This is a genomic window from Bacillus sp. FSL R9-9410 (assembly GCF_038050385.1).
GTDB lineage: Bacteria > Bacillota > Bacilli > Bacillales > Bacillaceae_G > Bacillus_A > Bacillus_A cereus_U.
The window spans coordinates 1-20,295 of record NZ_JBBOTV010000005.1 but is presented as its reverse complement, the minus strand read 5'-3'; the positions used below and the strand labels follow the sequence as shown (position 1 = coordinate 20,295).

The following is a 20,295-nucleotide window of genomic DNA, read 5'->3' as shown; positions in this document are numbered from 1 at the left end:
AATTCCCATCATGACACCTTCTTTAAAGTTTCTTCCTTATTTTCTACTCTTCAACCTTAGAAAATAGCTCGTTATCCTCAGGAGAATTTTTGAGCCATTCTTTAAAATGCTCGTCACATAGATTCAAATCAATCCCAGGAGCAACAGCAATTTTCATTATTGCCTTTACAATTCTTTTCTTTATATATGTTTGGCACTGGTCACAAAGAATCATTGAATATAACTCCCCGATTGTTCAAATTTGTTAAGCTGCTTTATTGCATCCCAATTCAAACGAATAACCCTCATTGCATCTTCTTCGGACGGAAAGTTAGTTAACCATACGTACGTTTTTCCTTCATAAACAATAATGTCATCTTCTTGATAAACATCTTCACCTGCTTCTAATTCTCTGCGTAAAAGAAAATTCTCAAGCCCTAAATGTTGAATTAAATAGCTTGCTGGTTTAATTTTTAAATCTTTAAATTCTTCTTCCGGTGGTACTATAACTTTTTTAAAAAGTTCCTCTTCACAATACATATAACTCATCCTTTCCTATTCTAATTTTTTAGTTCTTCCACTTCTCTTTCATTCACTTAAAATGACAAAAGAGCTTAATCAATAAATTGATTAAGCTCTTTTGTTGCTCTCCATTTTGAATCTACTTAGAACTTTTCATTTCCCTATAATTAATCCACATATTTAAACGCTATAGCTGATCCTGTTAATTCAATGTGAGGAATTTCATTAGCTTTCGCTTGTTTGCAATACTCTTTAATAAGTGCTTCTCCTTCTTCTACGCCTAATTTCTTATAGAATTTACTGTTTGTATCATCAATAAAAAACTCAATAACTTCAACACTTTCAAATAGAGGATTACTATCAATTTCAACAATTAACTTTTCCTCTTGCAAATCAATTATTACAGATAAACAATCCGTTACACCATCAATACGAGCATCTTCAAAGTCAAATGTATTAAACTTAATCGTAACATCAAAACCAAAATCCGATTTTAAACCATTGTAAGTAAAACCAAACCAGTTAAATGAGTATGAGTATGCAATCTTTTTATTTTTTTCCTTCGCCTCTTCTACATACATATCATGAAAGTCAGGACATGATTGTTTGTCATCAGTCAATTGACAAAGTTCTTTTATTGCTCTCCAATATGATCTAATAGCTGCCATTGCATGTTCTTCATCTGGCAAATTTGCAATCATCATGTAACTTTTACCGTCATATTCTATTATTCGCTCACCCTCAAAAACTTCAATTTCATCTTTCTTAATTTCTCTAAACAATAAGAAATTATCTCCATCTGCATTTTGTATCAAATAATTTGATGGTTTAATTTTTGAACCTTCGAACTCCTCTTGTGGTGGCGTAATCACTTTCGTAAATAAAGCCGGTTTATTAAATACTGCACTCATTTTCATCTTCCTCTCTCAACTCTTAAGATCAAATTCGTTAACCATTATGTTGCAGTAAATTCCCATCCTAGTAGATAACCCCTAGAATAATAAAAAGAGCATAAGGAAACCCGATATCACTTTGTGGCCAAAGTGATGAAATAGGCTGTGCCTATTGGGTTTCTTTATAAATTCATGTGATATCTCCGATATCACATTTGTATGTGTTTTGTATGCGTTTAAAGGTGATTTGTATATGTTTTGTATGTGTTTGTATGTGTTTTGTATGCGTTTTGAATTCACCTTTTTTACTTTTTATCTACCGTTTTTTTCTTTTCATCTAGTAAATCAATCTTCTTTTCTTTTAATTTGATTTCTTCTTTTAACGTTTCAATTTCCTTTTTGTTTGTATTAATTGTCGTTTCATTTGCTTTCATTTCGTTTCCTGTTGTTCCTTTTTCACCTTCTGTTTGGAAGTCCATTTCGCCTTTTATCTTCTCATTGTTCGTAGCTATTTGTTTGTTTGCTGAAGTTTTCAGCTGAATTTTTTTCTCTAATTCTTTAATATCTTTGTCTAAAATATCTTGTGTTCGTTCAATATATTCCTCTTCATACGCAGTAATAGTTTGAACTTTCAGCTTCTCATTCAACATTTTTGGACTTTCTTTAATGTATGTTTTCATTCCTTTTTCTTTTAAATCGGCTGGATCATTTTCTAATTCTGGATGTATATATTCAGGCTTAATCGTTGAAGCGATCACACCGAAATCTTCTGGAACGTTCGTACTAATAACGACTATATAATCATCACTTGGTCGAATTACTTTTGTTTTCACATCATTTGTTTCTTGCTTAATGTATCGATTTTCTACTTTATAATCCAAATTACTTAATGATTTTGAGTTATTACTATCTGACTTAAATGCATAATCAATTCGTAATGTTTTATTTTCTGGATTGTATTCTTTCTTAACAATTGCAGCCTTTACATCGTTCGTTAACAATTGGTATTCGTTTAATTTCCGTTCCTCAAATTCATAATTCGCACCACGCAACAATGGAGAAATACAAATGAAAAATAACACTACGAAGAAACTACATAGCGTTATTCCATATATATTTCGAATGGCATTGGGCGATTTTCGTTTATCTTTTCTTTCTTTATTTTTAAGAAACATAGACCTTACCCTTTCTTTCATTCGCCTTTTTCACGATTTTTACATCCTCTTGTATGTTATCTAACTTGTAATTTGTGTACTTCGGAATTTTACTTCTTGGGTTATAATGACGTACTAATAACCATTTAAAATTCGTTCCTTTATTGTAATCAAACCAATCACAAATCACTTCTTCATAGATTCTTTTTTTCTTTCGCAACTTTAAAATTAAATACACACCGTCTACCGAATAATCATGTCTGGCTTTTAAATGACTTAATTCCTCTTCATCTATACGCATGATTCATGTCTCGTTTCCTTTCTATATCAATCTTTATTTAACTGGATATACGCTTACATCCACTACTTTTATTGCGTTATCTTTCTTTTCTAATGTGACCTTCATAAAGTTATGAACATCTGTTTTTCCATTTTCTAATGCTTCAATTGTGTATTTCACATCTACTAATACTGAACATTTTTGATTGATATCATTTGAATTATCAATGAACATTACTGTTTCATTTACTTTCGATTTAAAACCAGGATCACCACCATCTTCCGTATTTGGTGCAATACGATCTACTAAAGATTGCTCTGTCATCTTTAATAAATTGTTTCTTCTTTCATCCTTATTTTTCACAGAAAAATCGAGGTATGCATGTATAAATTGATTCGTTATATCTTTATATTGCTTTTCAAGATTTACAGGTGCTTGTTTTTCTTCTTCTGTTTTGGGTTTATTTTCTTCAGCCATTTTTCTTTTCGCTTGATCTAATTTATTTTCTAATGTTTGAATTGTCTTCTCTTTATCTTCAGCTTGCGTTTTCAATTTCACATTAAAATTATCCATTTCTTTTTTTGTTTCCATTCCAAAATACACGTTATAAGCGATGGAAACTACTAGTAATCCCATGACAATTTTCGTAAAGTTATTCATTTTATTCACTCCAATTTTTAATTTTATTATTGTACTCTTCTAATTCCTGCGAAGTGTTGCATCCAATATGCGCTACTCCATGTGTGATAGCCAATCCCACTACTGTTGGAATCATACATCGTATTTGGATCAATATAGATTCCAACATGACTCACATGATTTGGTCCACCATATGTCCCTCTGAAGAAAATTAAATCTCCTGGTCTAGCATCTTTTAACTCTACTGGCTGTGTAAAATCGTACTGTGTTGTTGCAGACATCGGAATGTTAATTCCCATTGTTTTATATGACCAATATGTTAAACCGCTGCAATCAAATCCTTGCGATGCACTTTTACCACCCCATACATACGGATTACCATTGTATTTTACAGCTTCATTCATAAGCCCTTTAAAGAAATCTGAACCTTCAGGAATACTTCCTCCTGCACTAAAACTTAGGTACTGTTTTACCATTTCAGCATAGTAAAAGTTACCGCCATTGATGTAACGATAACCACCGTTATATGCAAATGCTACAGGTTGATTGTATCCAATTGTTGTGCCATTCCTATTACCACCAGCAGGTGCAACAACTGTTAAAGAATAATTATCAGCAGTTTCTAAGGAATGTGTTTTATTGTTTGCAGCTAACCAATGTACATAATTACGTCCAAAGTTATATGTCTGTACAATAGCTAGTAAATCATTAATTCCCAACAATTTCGCATCGTCAAATGCGCCCTTTAAATGCATAACCCCATAATAAATGGAATCTTTCGGGTTAGAAATTGTATTCATCTTCCATCCTTGCGATTCACTTGACTGCATAATATCAGGTAGTTTTTCCGAAATACCATTACTTTCTACCATAATAATTGCTAACACATAAGGAACTAACTCAGGTACACCTTGTGCCTGACATTCTTTTTCAACCATGTCTTTCCATCTCATCACTTCCGGTGGCAAGTTCGTGTTTGTTGCAACTCCACCTGTAGCAGTTCCTCCTCCTGTAGAACTTTGATTCCCACTAGAAATAACTCCTATTAACATGACCAAAAAAAAGATAGCTCCTAGAACTAAAAGTCCTGTTGAGCTACCTATCAAACCCGCAATCCATTTCCAACGTTTGGCTTTCTTAAATTTTCTGTTCATCTCTAACATAGAATTACCAGCATCGTTCATTTTATTGACCACCTCTAAAGCGTTCTAATTGCTCTTTATCTGGATCAAACATAACGTTATATGTTTCACTACCACTAATTTGTACAATTGCGTTACCTTGCTCTAATGTAGGCATTTTTTCATAATCAGATTCAGTAAATGTTGTTCCAATTGCCTTACGCAATACATTTAACACCGAGCTATCCATATTCAAAAAGATTTTATACTGTGTTAACTCAAAAATAGATTTTAATGTTGCTGAAGTTAATTGTACTCCTTCTGGTGGCAACATATCCCCTGGTGATTGTGTCGCAAAAAAGATACCTGCTTTAAACTTACGCATCTCCCTTTGGAACTCTAAAACATATTTATTCGCAAATTCATTTTCTGAATTGATTACATTATGGCACTCATCCAAAATAACCATGAAGTATCGAAGGTCTTCAATCGATACCTTTTTTACTTCATCCAAATACTTCATTCGACGCCCATTTTTTAATGCATGACTCCAAATAAACGTTAATGCCGTAAACAATTGACAGTGAAAAACAGGCTTATCATATTTTGAAATGCCATCAATATCAAAGAATACAATTTGTTCATCTTCAAAATTAGCGAATGTTGTATGGCCATTAAACATTTCTCCATAAGCGTTCGGATCAATCATTTCCTCAACTTGACTTTTGATTCTCTCAAAATCACGTATACGTTCAGGAGTTGCATTTGTATCTAACTGAACTGTATGTAGATAACGATAAAACTCTTCCATAATCGGATAAGATTTTGGATCTAACCCTGTAATCTTCCGCCCTTTAGCTGGTGTTAAATTACACTTATCATAGAATGCTCTTAAATGCTTGCGGAACTCTGTAAGAGCCGTATCTGTAAGCTCCTTATTCAAAAAGCGCAACATATTAGATACTTTTGACAAATGGTTTTGAAACGACTTACTTTCAAGCACTTTCGTTCCCGCTTTATTTGTGATCGTCGCAAATATCTCTAATGGATTGATTAATCCTGTTTCAATTTCTTCACCAAGCCTTGGATCTTTTTCTTCAAATTCTGCTTCTCCACCACTTAAATCTACATATCTTCCACCTTGTTCTTTTACGATTTCATAGTAATCCCCGGCTTTATCAAACCCTCTAATAAAACAATCTTTCGCAACTAATCCCTCTAATAATTGTTTTAGTAGTGTAGATTTCCCAAATCCCATCTTACCTAGTACAAACCCATTAAAGAATTTTCTTGTTGGTGTAGAAAAGAAAGGATCTAATATAAAAGCTCCCCCTGTTGAAGTTTGTCCAAAGTAAATCCCACGTGGATCTTTTAGGGCTTGATGATGGAACGGAACACCATAACCAATATTTTCAGAAGGAACTGGATTACCAACTGACACATTAAAATACTCCCGTTGTACATCATAACTCGCAAACAATGAAATCCAATCTTCTTTTTGCTTAAACACAAAAACTTGAGACTTGTAATTATTCCCTGCAATCTCTTTCTTAATATCTTGTATTCTCTTTTCTAATTGTTCCATTACTGAATCATAGAAAAAGATTCGAGTTTTTACTAACTTAACGACCTCACCTTTTTGTGAAATCGAACGGGCAAAGCTAACTAAATTATCTAATTCCCAATACGCATCATCACGGTCTGTCGCTTTTCGTTCTGATTCCCCACGATCTTTTAATTCACCAATAGAACGATTAATATCCTTTAATATTTCTTCTTTATTAGCTGTCGCAATATCCATGGAAGAGACTGTGTTCTTATGATTTAATAACTGCGTTAACCATAATGGACTAATATCTTCCGCTAAAGAATACACATATAAACAAGCTACATAGCAATCACCTGTAGCAATATAGCGCTCATTAAATTTAATGCCACCTTGCGGCTGCACCCTTGAAATAAAATTCAAATCATATCCTTCTGCTTTATACCTTTCTTGTTCTTTCTTTGATAACTTAACCATGTTGTCTTTCGCCCCTTAATGTGAATTTTCTACCTTTCCCCATCTTTCCTAACATAAAGCCATTAACATGTGCATCTTCTTTCGCTATATCAGATGGAACAATTACTAAAGGGTTTATTTTTGAATGTATACCCAGGTATATCCCTTTATCTCCTGTTTGTAGTTTTATAGATTGTTGTTTACTCATTTTTCTCCTCCTTTCTTTATTACATTTCCGATTCCATATTGTGCAATTTATATATTAATTCTTCCGTTTCTTTGATACTTAATCTCTTCAATTCTAACTCTCTACCGCCATAGCGGATCATATCTGCAATATTCTTCTGAATTTCTCTTTCACTTTTCCCATAGACCACAAAAAAGAAAGAGAATTCTTCCAAATTCTTTTCTACCCATATAACACGCATTAAATTCTCATTAGCCAATTTATAACGGTATCTAAGCAGCCGTATTTGTTCCTCTGTTACATTCCCATTATTCATTCTGGAACGATAGCGTAACGCCATACGCTTCCAATACGCCTGTTGTTCTGTTGTTTCGGACAAATATGTCATCCCTATGACTTTGAAAGGTTCATGATAGACTCTAGATAAAGTTGTTAGTCGGCTCATAACTCTCGTTAAATCATCTTGATGCATGGATAACAAATCTGTCGTTTTCACTTTTAAAAACGCTTGATATTGATCTCTTACATCAATAACCGCTCCTGTTTTTCGATCCATTCTTTTATATTGAATGGCATCTAATACAGATGTAGTTTCTTTCCTTTCTGGTGAAAGAAATGGTAAAACCGTAAAAATTATATTTTCTTTCTTTTCTTTTTTCCTTGCCGTACCATTCTGCATACCCATCTTCCCTTTCTATATAAAAAAAGAGCAGGATTTTATCCTACTCTTTTTCGACTTCTACTATTTTGTTGTGTAATGCTATTGATTTCTGTTATTTCTATTGCATCGAATTTCCTTCTATCCATTTTAAACATATCCTTTATAACTTTCATATTACGATTGGTAGGGCTACTAAAAGGTCTTATACATAAAAAGACACCTAAAACAGCCGCCACAATATACAATGAAACTTTAGCCACAGCACCGAGTAAAAGAATTTTTGACAAATACGATGCAAGTATCATTATACCTGCGATTATTCCCAAATCAAATAAGTAGAAAAACGTTAGCTTAATTTCTTGTTTGGTATTTTTAGGATTCCGTTTCACTTTCTACATTCACCTCACCAGGATATCTATCTATCTTTGTATCTATTAATCTTTTTTATTATCAATCTTATATTTTTCATGCATTTCATCCATCAAACTCAAAAACTGCCTCAGTGTAATTTTAAAATCACACGTTACACTAGCTTTAATGCTAGGGGTTAAATTTTGAACCCCTTTATAATACGTTCTAGCAGGATGCCCCTCTGGTAGAGTAGCCAGTAGCTCCTCGTAACCACCAACTACTTGAAATCTTGTGCTTATAATCTCTTCTTCAGTCAAAACCACTAATGCTAAAACTGATTTATATAATTGTTTTCTTGCAGCAACGAAGAATGGCTCAGCACCTGTTAATTCTGTTCTTTCATACCCTTCATACAGCTCAACACCTACATCAAACATTTCTTGCTGTTCGTTATTAAATCTCACTATAATCACCTCTACTATTCCCTATTTATTTCTCCAATCAATAAAACATCTTCCTAAGACAGACATAAAAATATAGAAAGTTATTCCCATCATAAATAGTGAACTGGACATCGCTGCAATATCATGCCCATTCATTTGTTCAATCCCTCCAAACAAATTATTAGAAAAAGGAAAATACATTATTGCTCCTGATGAGTGAAGTGCCCATATAAACAAAACGAATATCCAACTAAATAAATATATTTTTACAACGCTCTTTAACCATGTATACAGTGTTTTAAATGGAATCAAAGATTCATATAAAACGAGTTTTTTTCGCTCTTCGAAGTCCCAATCTTTACTCCTAAATAACTTCAAAAACTTTTCCACCTCTGGAATGATGCCATTTTCTTTACAAATTTTTTCCGCTTTCTTCCACGCCAACTTAGTTAATACGAAAGAATTCAGCACAAATAATTTTGTCCATCGCTTCTCTTTCCGTAATCGATAAAGTGCCAAAACAAAAGATAAATCTATTGCCTGTTCTTTTTCTGTTAAATCCGTAAATTTTGGAACTAGAATTGTATACACACTATCTATTTTTCCATTTTCGTATGAATAAGTCGTCTCCATTAAATGAGACGCCAAAAAAGGACGAGCTATTGATAAATTAAAACTCTCTTCTACTACTATTCCTTCTGCATCAATCAACCGTAATATTTTTTCCTTAGGTGATTGAACATCTTCTTTCTCTAATAAGCCCATGTTCTTCTCTCCTTTCTAATAAAAAAAAGAAGCAGTTCACTGAACTACTTCTTTTAAAATTTAATAGGATTGCTTCTGCCGAGAATGATCTCTTTTTCTGCCTCACTTGTATTTTCATCAATTATAGATATCTTTGGGCGATAATTTAACCAGTTATCTATTACTTGGGATGTTCTTACCTGAACACATATGCTATAAAATTCTTCTATTCCTTTTATACTTCTATTTTCTAGTTCGTTCTTTATAAATTCTCTTACACTATAAGGATGTAATTTCAACTCTTTTATTTCTAAAAAACTATTATGAACTGCTAGTATTACACCTTGATCATACCAACATAAAATTTTTTCAATTAATTCTTTTCTACATTCCATCCATGTATCATAGTTTTCCGCAAACTCCTTCCACTTTTCATAAGTTAACATTAATTCTTTATACTCACTGTTCTCTAAGAATTCTATGATAGTATTTCTCATTTTTTGACCTGCAGGATGTATACCTGTAGATTCGTACTTTTCACAAGCAAGCTCCTTTAATTTACCTGTATCATAAAGAGCCAACATTTCTTTTTTCATAACATCTTTTCTTTTTACATCTTTTAGAAATTCATTTTCAGCACCTGTCATTTTAGCCTTCCCCTTTCAATATTTCTGTAGCATTATAGGTCTCAACCAAGCGATTCCAACAATCCCATGATCTTACGTTACTTTTAAAAGGTTTTCTACATACTAGTGCCATATAATCAGGTAACTCTAGTAACATATCAGCTGTTAAAGGCGTTGGGATTGAAGTGTTTCCGTATTTAGATGGAGTAAAGTCTGCCCCATAACAATTAAGATGATGATATTTTAATTGTTTCGCAATCTTATTTGCTTCCGCTTTATCTTTTTGCGCTTTCAAAACAAGATAAACAGTATTTGCTAAAAGTGTTTCATCAACATTTTTTATAGAACTTACGCTCATTGTTATTCCAATGTTATGCGCTGGAAATGTAGTGAAACATTCGGATATATTATTTGAATGATAATTATCAGCATTCATAAGAAAAAGACGAAACCCTCTTTTTGCTCTATAATCATTACTCAAACGAATTTGACTTGTGACTTGATATACAAGTTCTTTAATCTTATTCTGATGTTCTATCAATTCCTTATACCTGCGATCGTACACTGTGAATACTTCTTGTTTAAAATGGATATGAACAAAGTGTTTTTCACTATCTTGAGTCGTCAAAATATGTTTGATTTTATCCAACAATCCTTCTTCCATAAGGTCATAGCGCCATATCTTGTATCCTTGCTTTTCCTTATATTCATCCAAACCTTTATATGCATGAAGGTTAGCCAATTCATTATTTGCATCAAACACAAATATATTCTTATTTTCTTCAAAAAGGATATTAGGAACGGTTACAGTAAGATCTTTCCCTGTTCCTGGTGAACCAACTACCAAAGTATTTACATTATTTAATTCGTGTTCCTGAAGCTCCTCTGTTTCTACTTCAACCATTCTTTCAGCTTTTCCTAACTTCAACATACTACCGCTTCCTTTCTTACTTTTAATAAAGATTTATTTTTAAGAAAAAAGGGAGAATAGATTCCTATCCTCTCAATTCTCCTACTACCATTAATCGCTTTTTACCATTCGCATTACATGTAATTAGAGTAACCAGGTTCTTCCCCTCTTTATCTTCAATGATATCAACTTCCCTAGCGTCAATAATTCTTTTCTCCACAACAACATACTCATACGTTTCTTGACCATTTGATAAATAAATAGAAGCCCCTTTTTTCACACGATCTAAGGGGCTAAATAATAATTTAGGGTTGTTCATATGATGCGATGCCATCGCATAGTTTCCTTTTCCTATTTCTTGAGTCGGCTTTAATGTGCCAGCTCCAACCGACATAGCGCTATTCGATACACCTTCCATGATAGGAAGATTCATTTTCACACTAGGTACTTTAATAGTTGCTACTACAGACATTTTCTTGTTCGCAGCCATTACAATATCCTTCATTGTAATTGGCGTTACATCTTCAAAATTATATGTTACTTTCTCTTTCGTCACTGATTGCTTTTTTTGTAGACCTTTTTCTTTCTTCTCTTCATCACTTACACCTTGTCCATCTTCTTGATTCTTTTGGGGAATCTCATGACTCCCCTGGGCTTCCTGATGATTTGCCTGTATTTCTTTCATCTTACTTTCCGCTATATAACTAACAAGGCTATCCTTCATAAAAGGATAGCCCAGACTCAAAATACCTGCTCCTATAAGAAGAACCGATAAATACTTATATGTTTTTTTCTGTTTCTTCTTTTTACGAATGACTATCCCACTCATTTTTTAACACCACCGTCCTTCTTAATCATTTAATTGATCAAAGCGGCTCTTTGCTGTTCCTCTCCGCTTAAATGTTGGTACACCATTGCGTTGTGACGCTGTATTTTCATGAACTTGTTCTTTTACTTGAACATCTCTATGAACCGTTTGTGATGTGCCTCTAATTGGAGAATCCACTGTTCCTCCATCATTTATATTATTCTTCACTTCTACGTCTCTATGAACCGTTTGTGATGTGCCTCTAATTGGAGAATCCACTGTTCCTCCATCATTTATATTATTCTTCACTTCTACGTCTCTATGAACCGTTTGCGATGTTCCTCTAACTGGCGAATCTACCGTTTCACCATCTTTTACATTATTCTTCACTTCTACGTCTCTGTGAATCGTTTGTGATGTGCCTCTAATTGGAGAATCTACCGTTTCACCATCTTTTACATTATTCTTCATTTCTACGTCTCTGTGAATCGTTTGTGATGTGCCTCTAATTGGAGAATCCACTGTCCCTCCGTCTTTCACATTATTTTTCACTTCTACATCTCGATTAATCGTTTGATTTGTACCTTTCATATCATTCCCAGGACTAACCGCAGCCCCTTCATTTTTCACATGATCTCTTACATTCACTTCTTTTTGAACTTCTTGTGACTGTACCCTCATATCTGTTCCTGGCGGATTCACTGTTCCATTACTTCTTAATTGTTCTTGCATTGCAACTTCTTTTTGTATTTGCTCTGTACCGCCTTTACTTTCTGTTCCTGGGACATTTGCTTTCCCACTATTATTTAGCTTCTCTTGTAGCGCTATGTCTTTCTGAACTTGCTCTGTACCAGCTCTATTCTCTGTTCCTGGGACATTTGCTTTTCCACTATTATTTAGCTTCTCTTGTAGCGCTATGTCTTTCTGAACTTGCTCTGTACCAGCTCTATTCTCTGTTCCTGGGACATTCGCATTTCCGCTATTATTTAACTTCTCTTGTAGTGCGATGTCTCTTTGCATTTGTTCTGTACCTGGTCTCATTTCTTTTCCTGGCGCTTCAGCAGAGCCTGTGCTGTTCACTTTCTCTTGTAGCGCTATATCTTTTTGCATTTGCTCTGTACCTGGTTTACCGTTTGTATCTGAACCTTGATTCATATCTAACCCATTATCTCTTAATTGCTTTTGTAAGTTAATATCTTTTTGAACATCTTCACTGGTACCTTTTAATTCAGATCCATTTGTATCCGTTCCACCCATTTTACTTGTATGAGGGTTCGCATTTTGAATATCAGCAGCTTTATCATTTCCTTGATTTGCATTTTGCATGACATCTTTACCAATTTGATTCAATGTATCACGATCAGCATGTTGTTGAGCAGTTTGACGACCTTGATTCTGTCCCTCTTTAAAGTCACTTACTGTTCCTTTCACATTATCTTTTACATTGTTCGCAGCATCAGATACTTTTGATTTCCCTGAATCAAACATCTCATTAGCACTACTCAACGCCTTATTACCAGCATCTTTCATCATACCTCCTGCTCCACGGTTCGCTGCATACCCTGTTGCTGTACCTATACGTCTTGCAATACCACTTCGACTCGGAGTAGTCGCTGCCGCTTCTCCAGAAGCTGTACCATCACCTTCTGAACGTTTTGGCGTTTCCTCTCTAGACTGTTGATTACCTTGTAACTTTTCCTTCGCATTACGCCCTAAGTTCATTGCACCTTTTCCTAATCCTTGTGCACCTTTCATGGCAGCCCATGCACCAAGCAAATGATTCTTTCCATCTTTTAGTCCAACGTCTACACCAAAGTACCTTAAAATCGATTCAGAACCTTTTATCAGTAACGTAGTAAGTGCCATCATCGATATGATGTAAAGAACCATACCTAAATCAGCATTTCCTACATAAGTAACCAGGATAGTATATATTCGCATTGATATTCCTGTAAAAGCGATTAACAAGAATCCTTTAAATATATCCTCCAATACCATTTTCGTTTTTTGTCCACTTTCTATATCTGTAATAAAAACAAGTGGCGCAACTACTTTTTTCATAACAAGCTCAAAGATTGTTATAACGAATACAAATAATGTAAAAGCATAGGCAATCCCTAAAGAAAGCAACGCACAAATAATCGTAAAAGAATTCATTGGATATCGTTTGTATCCTGTATCCGTAACCTTTTTAAAAATATCAAAGGAACTATCTTCTATTTTTTCTAGAGTTTCACTTTTCCCATCATTTGTTAATTTATATTTCAAAAATTTAGTTTCTCCGGGACCACCTTCTCCATCAATTTTCTCTTCAATTTTCTTTACAACCTCAGGCGTTACCAAATCACCTAAACTCGCATTTAAAAACATTTCTTTTGTTAAAGCATTCTTTTCCGTTTTAAGTGTATCTTTTGATTTAATTGGATCAAAACTGTTTTGGCTTAAATACATAATGTCAGCTGTATTATCTTTTACTAGCTTCCATGCTAAACCATCCTCATATTTTTGGCCTTCCGTTGATGCATTATAAAAATCCACTGATAATTTTTGCATTTGCGCCATAATTTCATTTAATCCACCCACAAGAACCACCATCATAATCACGTTAATCACGACCGACTTAAATTTAGGAGGTTTATGCATAATCATGGTACGAATCCCTAACCAGGTAATAATCAACGTAAAGATTCCAACAAACAATCCTTTAATCATAGATTGTGTAAATTGATTTAACCCCACATCATTTAGGACATCAAACAAAGAAAAAGTCTTCGGAATCAATCCTTCCAGCATACCTACGATTATCAATAGCCCTTTAATAAAAGCCCCTATCATTGACTGCCATATAGCACCAATTACCGTTGAATACACAATCCAGTCATTATTCAAAAACTTCATGGCTTGTTTCGTTTCTTCTTCATCTAAACCCCAATCAAATAAATCTTTCCAAGTCCAGGCATAAGTTGGAGAGGCGATAAAAAATGAACCAACTAAAACAAATGTCAACATTACAATACCAAACAAATATTTATGTTTTGTATTCCACTTTTGTATTTTTGACTTCAATTCTAACAATCTCCTTTCTATAGGTGTCTTAATAATGCTTGTAACTGCTTTTTCATTTCCTCACTAGAGGTTTGTTCCATTACATATTGCACTTCTTCTTTTTTAAACATCTTACGGTCTTTCCTAAACGCTTTTAACATCATCGCCAGGCGTTTTCTAACTTCTAATGAATCATCTTGATTATTCTTATTTTTAATCTGAAGAATTAGTGTACTTATAATCTCTTCGAGACTTTCTTCCTGTTCTTCTTGTTTATCTACTTGTTGTCTTCCTGTATCTGCTGCAAGTCTCTTCTGATATTCATGAAGAGCTGCATCACTCACAAGAAAATCTATGAAGTTTAAATACAAGGACGTTAAATCTAATCTTGTATGTTCAGATTGGATATCGATATCATTCAAATCATTCGATGTATCGAATAATTTTGATAAGAATTGCCAACGAAACGGCATGTTCGTGTCTTGTGTATTAAATATTGGACGTGGTCTTACTTTTCTTCTCTTTAAATCTCGCCGATATAATTCACTAAACACGAGTGTTTCTCCCTCGATAAATTCACGTAATCGTTCAGGAGGAATAAGTCGCTGCTGATCCGCACTCTTTGTCACTTTATTATCCAAATCAACATGTCCTTCATTTGAAGACCTTCCCATAATTGTTTTATGACCTGCACGTTTTGAAAGCTCTTCAAGTGTTTTGTCATTACCTGACTTAATGTAAATGTGATTTTGACAGTTTTCCTTAATCTCTTCAGCTTGCTTATCATATAGTTTTTCAATTTGAGAATAAGACTGAAGAACCAGGTTAAATAACATATTCCGCCCTGCACATACGGTTAAAATACCACCCATATCTTCTATCGGCGGCATATTCCCAAACTCATCAAGTAAAAAGTGAACTCTTCTAAAACACTTCTTATCTCCTTTTCTATAACTACAATTCATCGATAACTCTGTATACAATTGTTTGATGAAAATACTGGCTAATGCATGGTTTGATTTATCAAAATCAGGGATAATCATAAAGACTGCGGTCGGTTTATCAGAGTACATCATTTTCGCTCTTGGTTTTTTAGGAAAAGTATTAGCTTTCATTCGCAATATAACTTCCCGTTTGTACTCAGGCTTATCTTCATTGCCTTCTTTTTTCTGATAAACGATATTTCCTTGTTCATCTTTTTTTATTTCAAAATCCAATTCATATAAAACTCGATATTTTGTATCGTCATCCTGGAAGCGAATCAGTAATAAATCTCCACTTTCTAATGTGTCATCAAAATTCAAATTACACATTCCCAATGCTTTCACTTTTAATCTATAACTAGCAATTTCAGTCTTTTCATCATTATTCTTGTGAAAAGAAACGGTCACTCGTTTATTTAATAAAGTATCATCTAATTGGAAGAATAGATTTTTAGGGAATCCTAATTGTTTTAAATCCAAACTAGATTTTGAAGTCATTTTTGCAAACATTTCATCCGCAAACATCTGTAGACCATCATTGGCAGTAGATAAAATAGAACCCTTTGAATTATCACCGGCAAAGTTCGTTGATCCGAACTGCATTTTCGCAACGTTACCTTGTGGCAGACTTTCAAAGAATTCATCAAGAGCGTTCTTTGAAAATAAATCAGTCTCCGGATTTTCTTTATAATTAAAGGCTCCTAATTCATTTAACATCTGCAAAACATTTGCCATTGTAATCTTTTCAACACAATTGTTCTTCACACAGTATTCCATGATAGCCAATATAATAGCACTCACAGCCTTCTGTGCTGTATCGTAAAAATAAGAATTCTGTCCCGCATTTGGATTATTATATAAGGAGAACGTTAACGTATTAACTCGTTTTACAGCTTCTTGTATATCTCCATTTACCCAGGCATCAATTGCTAATTGTAATGGATTATAGGACATTCCTTGTAATGGTTCTAAAATATTGAGGACTTCAACATCATAACCCCGTTTTTCTAAGGTCGCTTTCGCTGCACTATACAGTTCGCCCTTGGGATCGTTGACGACCATACTAGATTGAATGAGCGCTCTACTTAAAATATCCATCAATGGAACTACAATAATTTCTCCTTTACCAGAACGAGAAATACCAATAATCGCTGTATTTACTGTTGTTGTATCGATATAATATTTGTCCTGATAATGTGAAACAGGAACACCACCATATCCTTTAAATCTTTCTCCACTTTCAGCAATGGCAGGATAACGGTCTTTTATCTCTTGAATCGTTAAAGTGCGATTATCCCCTTTCTGATCCCAAACTACGTTTTCATCACTCTTATAATTAAATTTGGAATAAGCTAATGCGGAAATTAGCCCTAATAACATCAATAGAAACCCATATGTTTTTATTGAAAGTACAGGAGAAAAGGCTTGTTCTAATGAAACGTATTCCACCCAATCTGCATCCAACACTTGAGTTATCTTGACATTCACTCCTTGTTTGGAAAGACTTGTTACAATCGTTTGATACAAACTCACCATAAAATTGACAGCAAACAAGGGAACCACTACCACTAGAAATGAAATACATAAAGCTTTCTTATTTATCCTTGTTTTTTCTCCTGGTAATTCTTCCCCTTCAATTTTATAATCATGTCTTAAATACTTTTTTCTTTTAAAAATGTTCTTCGAAAATTCCAAAGCCATCATCTATCACCAACTTACGAATAAAATTTGCTTTGCCCACTATACATTAATGCTTACGATTAATTAAATAACCATCCTATAAAACCTTTTCTTTTCTTTTTAACGGGTTGTGTCCCCATTTCTCCTGGAACTTGTTGTACCGGCACATGCATATTCTGTTGAGATGAATGATACATCGGTTGTTGATACATTGGTTGTTGATACATTGGATAGAACCCCATATTCGATTGCACTTTCGTCTCAATCTCTTCTAACTTTCGTTGGCTTTTTTTCAATCTTTCTTGAAGATCAGCAATTTGCATTTCTTTTTCAGTTACAGTTCCTTTTGACTTCTCCAAAAATTTCTTTTCTTCCAAAGAAAGCTCTTTTTCTTTAATTTGTAGTTCTTTCTCATGCAATTTCGCTTCTTTTTCATCTTTAATTTCTTGCATCCAGTTAGGTGTTTGTTCCTTGATATTTACCTCTATCTCTTTTAATGCTTGTTGCTGTAATCCAAATGCTTCATGCATTAAGGATTCAATTGTATTTACATGTTGAGATAAAATAGCATTTCGCTTATCAACTAGATCTGTTTGTGTATTTCGTTTCAATTCATATACTTTATCGGACAACGCTTTTTTCTTCTGTAACTCCATATCTTTCTGTAAAACGTCCTTCTTTGCCTGAACAAGAGTGTTTTTACGTTCCTCTAATTGAGACGCAAATCCTTGATAATTCGTTTCCTGCTCTAATTTGAATGTTTCTAGAGCTAGGTTTTGTTTCTCTTTGAATGCAGCTTGCTTCTGTTGTACCTCTTTTTCTTCACTTTCTTTATACTGGCTCGTTTCAACCACCATTTTCTGTATTAGAGATTTAAATACAGGCTGTAGTTCTACTTCCGCTTCTTTCTCAAAATCTCTTAAAATGGCTTTCTTATATTCTTGCTCTAAAAATAGACGTTGTTCATCTGTCGCATTTTCTAACTCCTGATAATACTGATCCTGGATCAAAATGAATTTTTTACTATTCAAGATTTGTTTTGCATATTGTACTTGGCACCGTTTTAAAGACGTCATTTCTGTTTCTTTTCCTAACCCCACTAAACTCAACAAATACTCTTCTGTAAAACGATCATCATATCGTTCTTTTTTCTTTTCGACTTCTTGTAGACTTAAATATTGGTTATAATCCATAAAGACGATTTCTGAATGAGGAACATGTTTTTCTACTTGCATATTCTCTTCTTTAATATTTTTCTGAATAGTACCTTGAGACTCTTCACTTTTTTGAACACCAGAAGGAAGATCGTTTTCTATTTCATCATAATCCTCTTCTTCATTTTCATCATAGTCCTCTTCTTCCTCATCAGATACTTCATCAACCTCTTTATCAAGAGCTTCTATCTCATTATCAATGACCTGATCGTCAAACTTTGTTTGCTCATCAAAATCATCTAAATCTGGTGTTGTAGCAGCCACTTCTAACCCATCAGATGCAACAGAAGACTCTTCTTGTTTCTTTTTTCCTGAACCAAATAGCTTTTGAAAGAAACCAGTTTTTTGAGGAGGATTCTGCTCCATTTGATAAGTTTGGACCAATCCGTTTCGAATCATTACTGCTCTATCTGATTCCCCCTCTGTCGCCAACACTTCCTCAAACGCCTCTAATAAAGAAAATGACTGATCTTCTTCTACACGTAGACTAAAATCATACGTATATTCCAGTTCTTCAGAATCAATCGTTACAACGACTATACCAGTCATATTATGTTCTTGATGGAATTGCTGGATCACTCGTTCCGCTTCCAATAATGGCAATTCTTTACCTGGTTTTGCTTTGTTTTTCTTCAAAAACTTAACCATATCACTGAATGATTGTTTGTTCGCAAATTGAATTTGATACATTTCATACATCCTTTCTCACCTATAAAATAAAAAGAGCAGATTTTCACCTGCTCTTTTCGAATGATATTTCGGCTTAGAATCCGCCACCTGATACACCTTGTACTGTTTGTACGAATTCCGCTGCACCCCATACAATAATACAACCTGCAACAATATAAATAAGCCACTTCTTAGCTGTACGGCTCGGTCCTTCTCCGAAAATAAACATTATACCTGTAACAATTACACAAAATCCTGCAATCCAAACAGTAATGGTTTGCAATCTACCACTCCAAGCTTTAAAAATGTTTCCAATTGAATCAAAAATGTCATTGTAAACTAAATGTTGTAAGATGCTAAAGTAAAAGTAATCTAGAAATTCCATAATCTATTTTCCCCTCTCTTAATTCCCTTGTGGTTTCATGTCACTTTGGCTGTGACTACTGTTTGATTGCTTATTGTCTTGAGATTGTTTTCTTTTTTCAATATCAGCTGCAATCATTTCAATGGATACTTGTTCTAGCATTTTGTTTCTCCATTCAACGTTTTCACCCGCTAAAACAGAAACACAAATACCATTTACAATTTCCCTTTCCCACTCTTCATAGGTACGACCTTTCTTTTCTAAAATATAAGAAACCGCCTCATGATATAGCGGTTTCTCATTTTTACCTCTTGATTTAGCCATCAATATGCCTCCTTTTCCTATCTTTGTTGTATATATTTTTTATATAAAAAAAGAAAGCACTCTAAGAATGCTTTCTGATTTTACTGATTCATGCGTCTTTTACGACCAATTAGATATAAACCAACACCCGTAAGGATGAAGACCGCTGCCAATACATATGGAATAAATGTTGTTTCTTCATTTGTTTGTGGTAATACTTTTTGCTTAGGCTGTTCTACCTTTTGTGGTTCTGGTTTTGACTCTGGTTGTTTTGGTTCTTCTGGTTTAACCGGTTCTGGTTGCTTTTCAGTTGGTGGAACTACATATACTTCATTTGAAACCAATGGTTTATCGCCACCGATATGTAATTCACCTGTATTTGGCACGCCATCTTTTTCAAGGTATGGCGCTAATTCTTCCGCTTTTACACCATCTTTGATTTTTGCATCAATCTTTAACGTGAATGTCTGTCCAGCTAAATACAAGTAGCTGTCATCCTTTTTATCGAAAACAAATTCTACTTTGTTCCCTTCAATATTCATCTTACCTGTTTTTATTTCTTTACCCTCTGAATCTACTAGCTTCGCTCCTTTTACTTCCAGGACACTTACTAGCTCGTCTGTTAGACGTGCTTCTTTCCATGTTCCTGTACCGTTGCCCATTTTATATTCCACATCATATACAAATGCTTCATTTTGAGCTTTTAAAGTCGCTTTT

General features: G+C 34.0%; 22 protein-coding genes. All 22 read right to left on the bottom strand.

What is annotated here, in order from left to right:
* Positions 1 to 43: 43 nt before the first annotated feature.
* Complete coding sequence (locus MKX77_RS30095) at positions 44 to 214, bottom strand: hypothetical protein (RefSeq protein WP_341308683.1); 171 nt, start codon at positions 212 to 214, stop codon at positions 44 to 46.
* On the bottom strand, positions 211 to 519 hold the full coding sequence (locus MKX77_RS30090) for a hypothetical protein (RefSeq protein ID WP_341308682.1): 309 nt from the start codon (positions 517 to 519) through the stop codon (positions 211 to 213). The genes MKX77_RS30095 and MKX77_RS30090 overlap by 4 nt, the downstream gene beginning before the upstream one ends.
* Positions 520 to 668: 149 nt before the next feature.
* The gene (locus MKX77_RS30085; RefSeq protein WP_341308681.1) at positions 669 to 1,412 is read right to left on the bottom strand and encodes a hypothetical protein; all 744 of its coding nucleotides are present in this window, start codon (positions 1,410 to 1,412) and stop codon (positions 669 to 671) included.
* Between the two features lie 287 nt (positions 1,413 to 1,699).
* Positions 1,700 to 2,569: a hypothetical protein gene (locus tag MKX77_RS30080; RefSeq protein WP_341308680.1), complete on the bottom strand. Its 870-nt coding sequence runs from the start codon at positions 2,567 to 2,569 to the stop codon at positions 1,700 to 1,702.
* A complete protein-coding gene (locus MKX77_RS30075) occupies positions 2,559 to 2,849 on the bottom strand; it encodes a DUF5513 family protein (RefSeq protein WP_341308679.1) in 291 nt (96 codons plus the stop codon). The genes MKX77_RS30080 and MKX77_RS30075 overlap by 11 nt, the downstream gene beginning before the upstream one ends.
* Positions 2,850 to 2,882: 33 nt before the next feature.
* Positions 2,883 to 3,488, bottom strand: a complete 606-nt coding sequence (locus MKX77_RS30070) for a hypothetical protein (protein ID WP_341308678.1) — start codon at positions 3,486 to 3,488, stop codon at positions 2,883 to 2,885.
* Between the two features lie 26 nt (positions 3,489 to 3,514).
* A complete protein-coding gene (locus tag MKX77_RS30065; RefSeq protein ID WP_341308677.1) occupies positions 3,515 to 4,651 on the bottom strand; it encodes a bifunctional lytic transglycosylase/C40 family peptidase in 1,137 nt (378 codons plus the stop codon).
* Between the two features lies 1 nt (position 4,652).
* Positions 4,653 to 6,611, bottom strand: a complete 1,959-nt coding sequence (locus MKX77_RS30060; protein WP_341308676.1) for a VirB4 family type IV secretion system protein — start codon at positions 6,609 to 6,611, stop codon at positions 4,653 to 4,655.
* On the bottom strand, positions 6,604 to 6,798 hold the full coding sequence (locus tag MKX77_RS30055) for a hypothetical protein (RefSeq protein WP_341308675.1): 195 nt from the start codon (positions 6,796 to 6,798) through the stop codon (positions 6,604 to 6,606). The genes MKX77_RS30060 and MKX77_RS30055 overlap by 8 nt, the downstream gene beginning before the upstream one ends.
* 19 nt (positions 6,799 to 6,817) lie before the next feature.
* A complete protein-coding gene (locus MKX77_RS30050; protein WP_341308674.1) occupies positions 6,818 to 7,456 on the bottom strand; it encodes a hypothetical protein in 639 nt (212 codons plus the stop codon).
* A gap of 38 nt (positions 7,457 to 7,494) precedes the next feature.
* A complete protein-coding gene (locus MKX77_RS30045) occupies positions 7,495 to 7,827 on the bottom strand; it encodes a DUF5592 family protein (RefSeq protein ID WP_341308673.1) in 333 nt (110 codons plus the stop codon).
* Between the two features lie 45 nt (positions 7,828 to 7,872).
* Positions 7,873 to 8,253 carry a hypothetical protein gene (locus MKX77_RS30040; protein WP_341308672.1) on the bottom strand — a complete coding sequence of 127 codons (381 nt, stop codon included), beginning with the start codon at positions 8,251 to 8,253 and terminating at the stop codon, positions 7,873 to 7,875.
* 21 nt (positions 8,254 to 8,274) lie between these two features.
* Complete coding sequence (locus tag MKX77_RS30035) at positions 8,275 to 8,997, bottom strand: hypothetical protein (RefSeq protein ID WP_341308671.1); 723 nt, start codon at positions 8,995 to 8,997, stop codon at positions 8,275 to 8,277.
* A 53-nt stretch (positions 8,998 to 9,050) separates the two neighbouring features.
* The gene (locus MKX77_RS30030) at positions 9,051 to 9,623 is read right to left on the bottom strand and encodes a hypothetical protein (protein ID WP_341308670.1); all 573 of its coding nucleotides are present in this window, start codon (positions 9,621 to 9,623) and stop codon (positions 9,051 to 9,053) included.
* Position 9,624: 1 nt separating this feature from the next.
* Entirely contained in the window at positions 9,625 to 10,533 is a 909-nt protein-coding gene (locus tag MKX77_RS30025; RefSeq protein WP_341308669.1) for a type IV secretory system conjugative DNA transfer family protein, read from the bottom strand.
* A 64-nt stretch (positions 10,534 to 10,597) separates the two neighbouring features.
* The gene (locus MKX77_RS30020; protein ID WP_341308668.1) at positions 10,598 to 11,341 is read right to left on the bottom strand and encodes a class A sortase; all 744 of its coding nucleotides are present in this window, start codon (positions 11,339 to 11,341) and stop codon (positions 10,598 to 10,600) included.
* Between the two features lie 21 nt (positions 11,342 to 11,362).
* A complete protein-coding gene (locus tag MKX77_RS30015) occupies positions 11,363 to 14,386 on the bottom strand; it encodes a pLS20_p028 family conjugation system transmembrane protein (RefSeq protein ID WP_341308667.1) in 3,024 nt (1,007 codons plus the stop codon).
* A 17-nt stretch (positions 14,387 to 14,403) separates the two neighbouring features.
* On the bottom strand, positions 14,404 to 17,049 hold the full coding sequence (locus MKX77_RS30010) for a VirD4-like conjugal transfer protein, CD1115 family (protein WP_341308666.1): 2,646 nt from the start codon (positions 17,047 to 17,049) through the stop codon (positions 14,404 to 14,406).
* A gap of 59 nt (positions 17,050 to 17,108) precedes the next feature.
* Positions 17,109 to 18,932 (bottom strand): hypothetical protein, encoded by a 1,824-nt coding sequence (locus MKX77_RS30005; RefSeq protein ID WP_341308665.1) that lies wholly within the window; start codon positions 18,930 to 18,932, stop codon positions 17,109 to 17,111.
* Between the two features lie 73 nt (positions 18,933 to 19,005).
* On the bottom strand, positions 19,006 to 19,296 hold the full coding sequence (locus tag MKX77_RS30000) for a TrbC/VirB2 family protein (protein WP_341308664.1): 291 nt from the start codon (positions 19,294 to 19,296) through the stop codon (positions 19,006 to 19,008).
* 18 nt (positions 19,297 to 19,314) lie between these two features.
* Positions 19,315 to 19,599, bottom strand: coding sequence for a hypothetical protein (locus MKX77_RS29995; RefSeq protein ID WP_341308663.1), 285 nt, complete (start codon positions 19,597 to 19,599; stop codon positions 19,315 to 19,317).
* Positions 19,600 to 19,679: 80 nt separating this feature from the next.
* The coding region (locus MKX77_RS29990) for an isopeptide-forming domain-containing fimbrial protein (RefSeq protein WP_341308662.1) at positions 19,680 to 20,295 on the bottom strand (616 nt) is incomplete at its 5' end.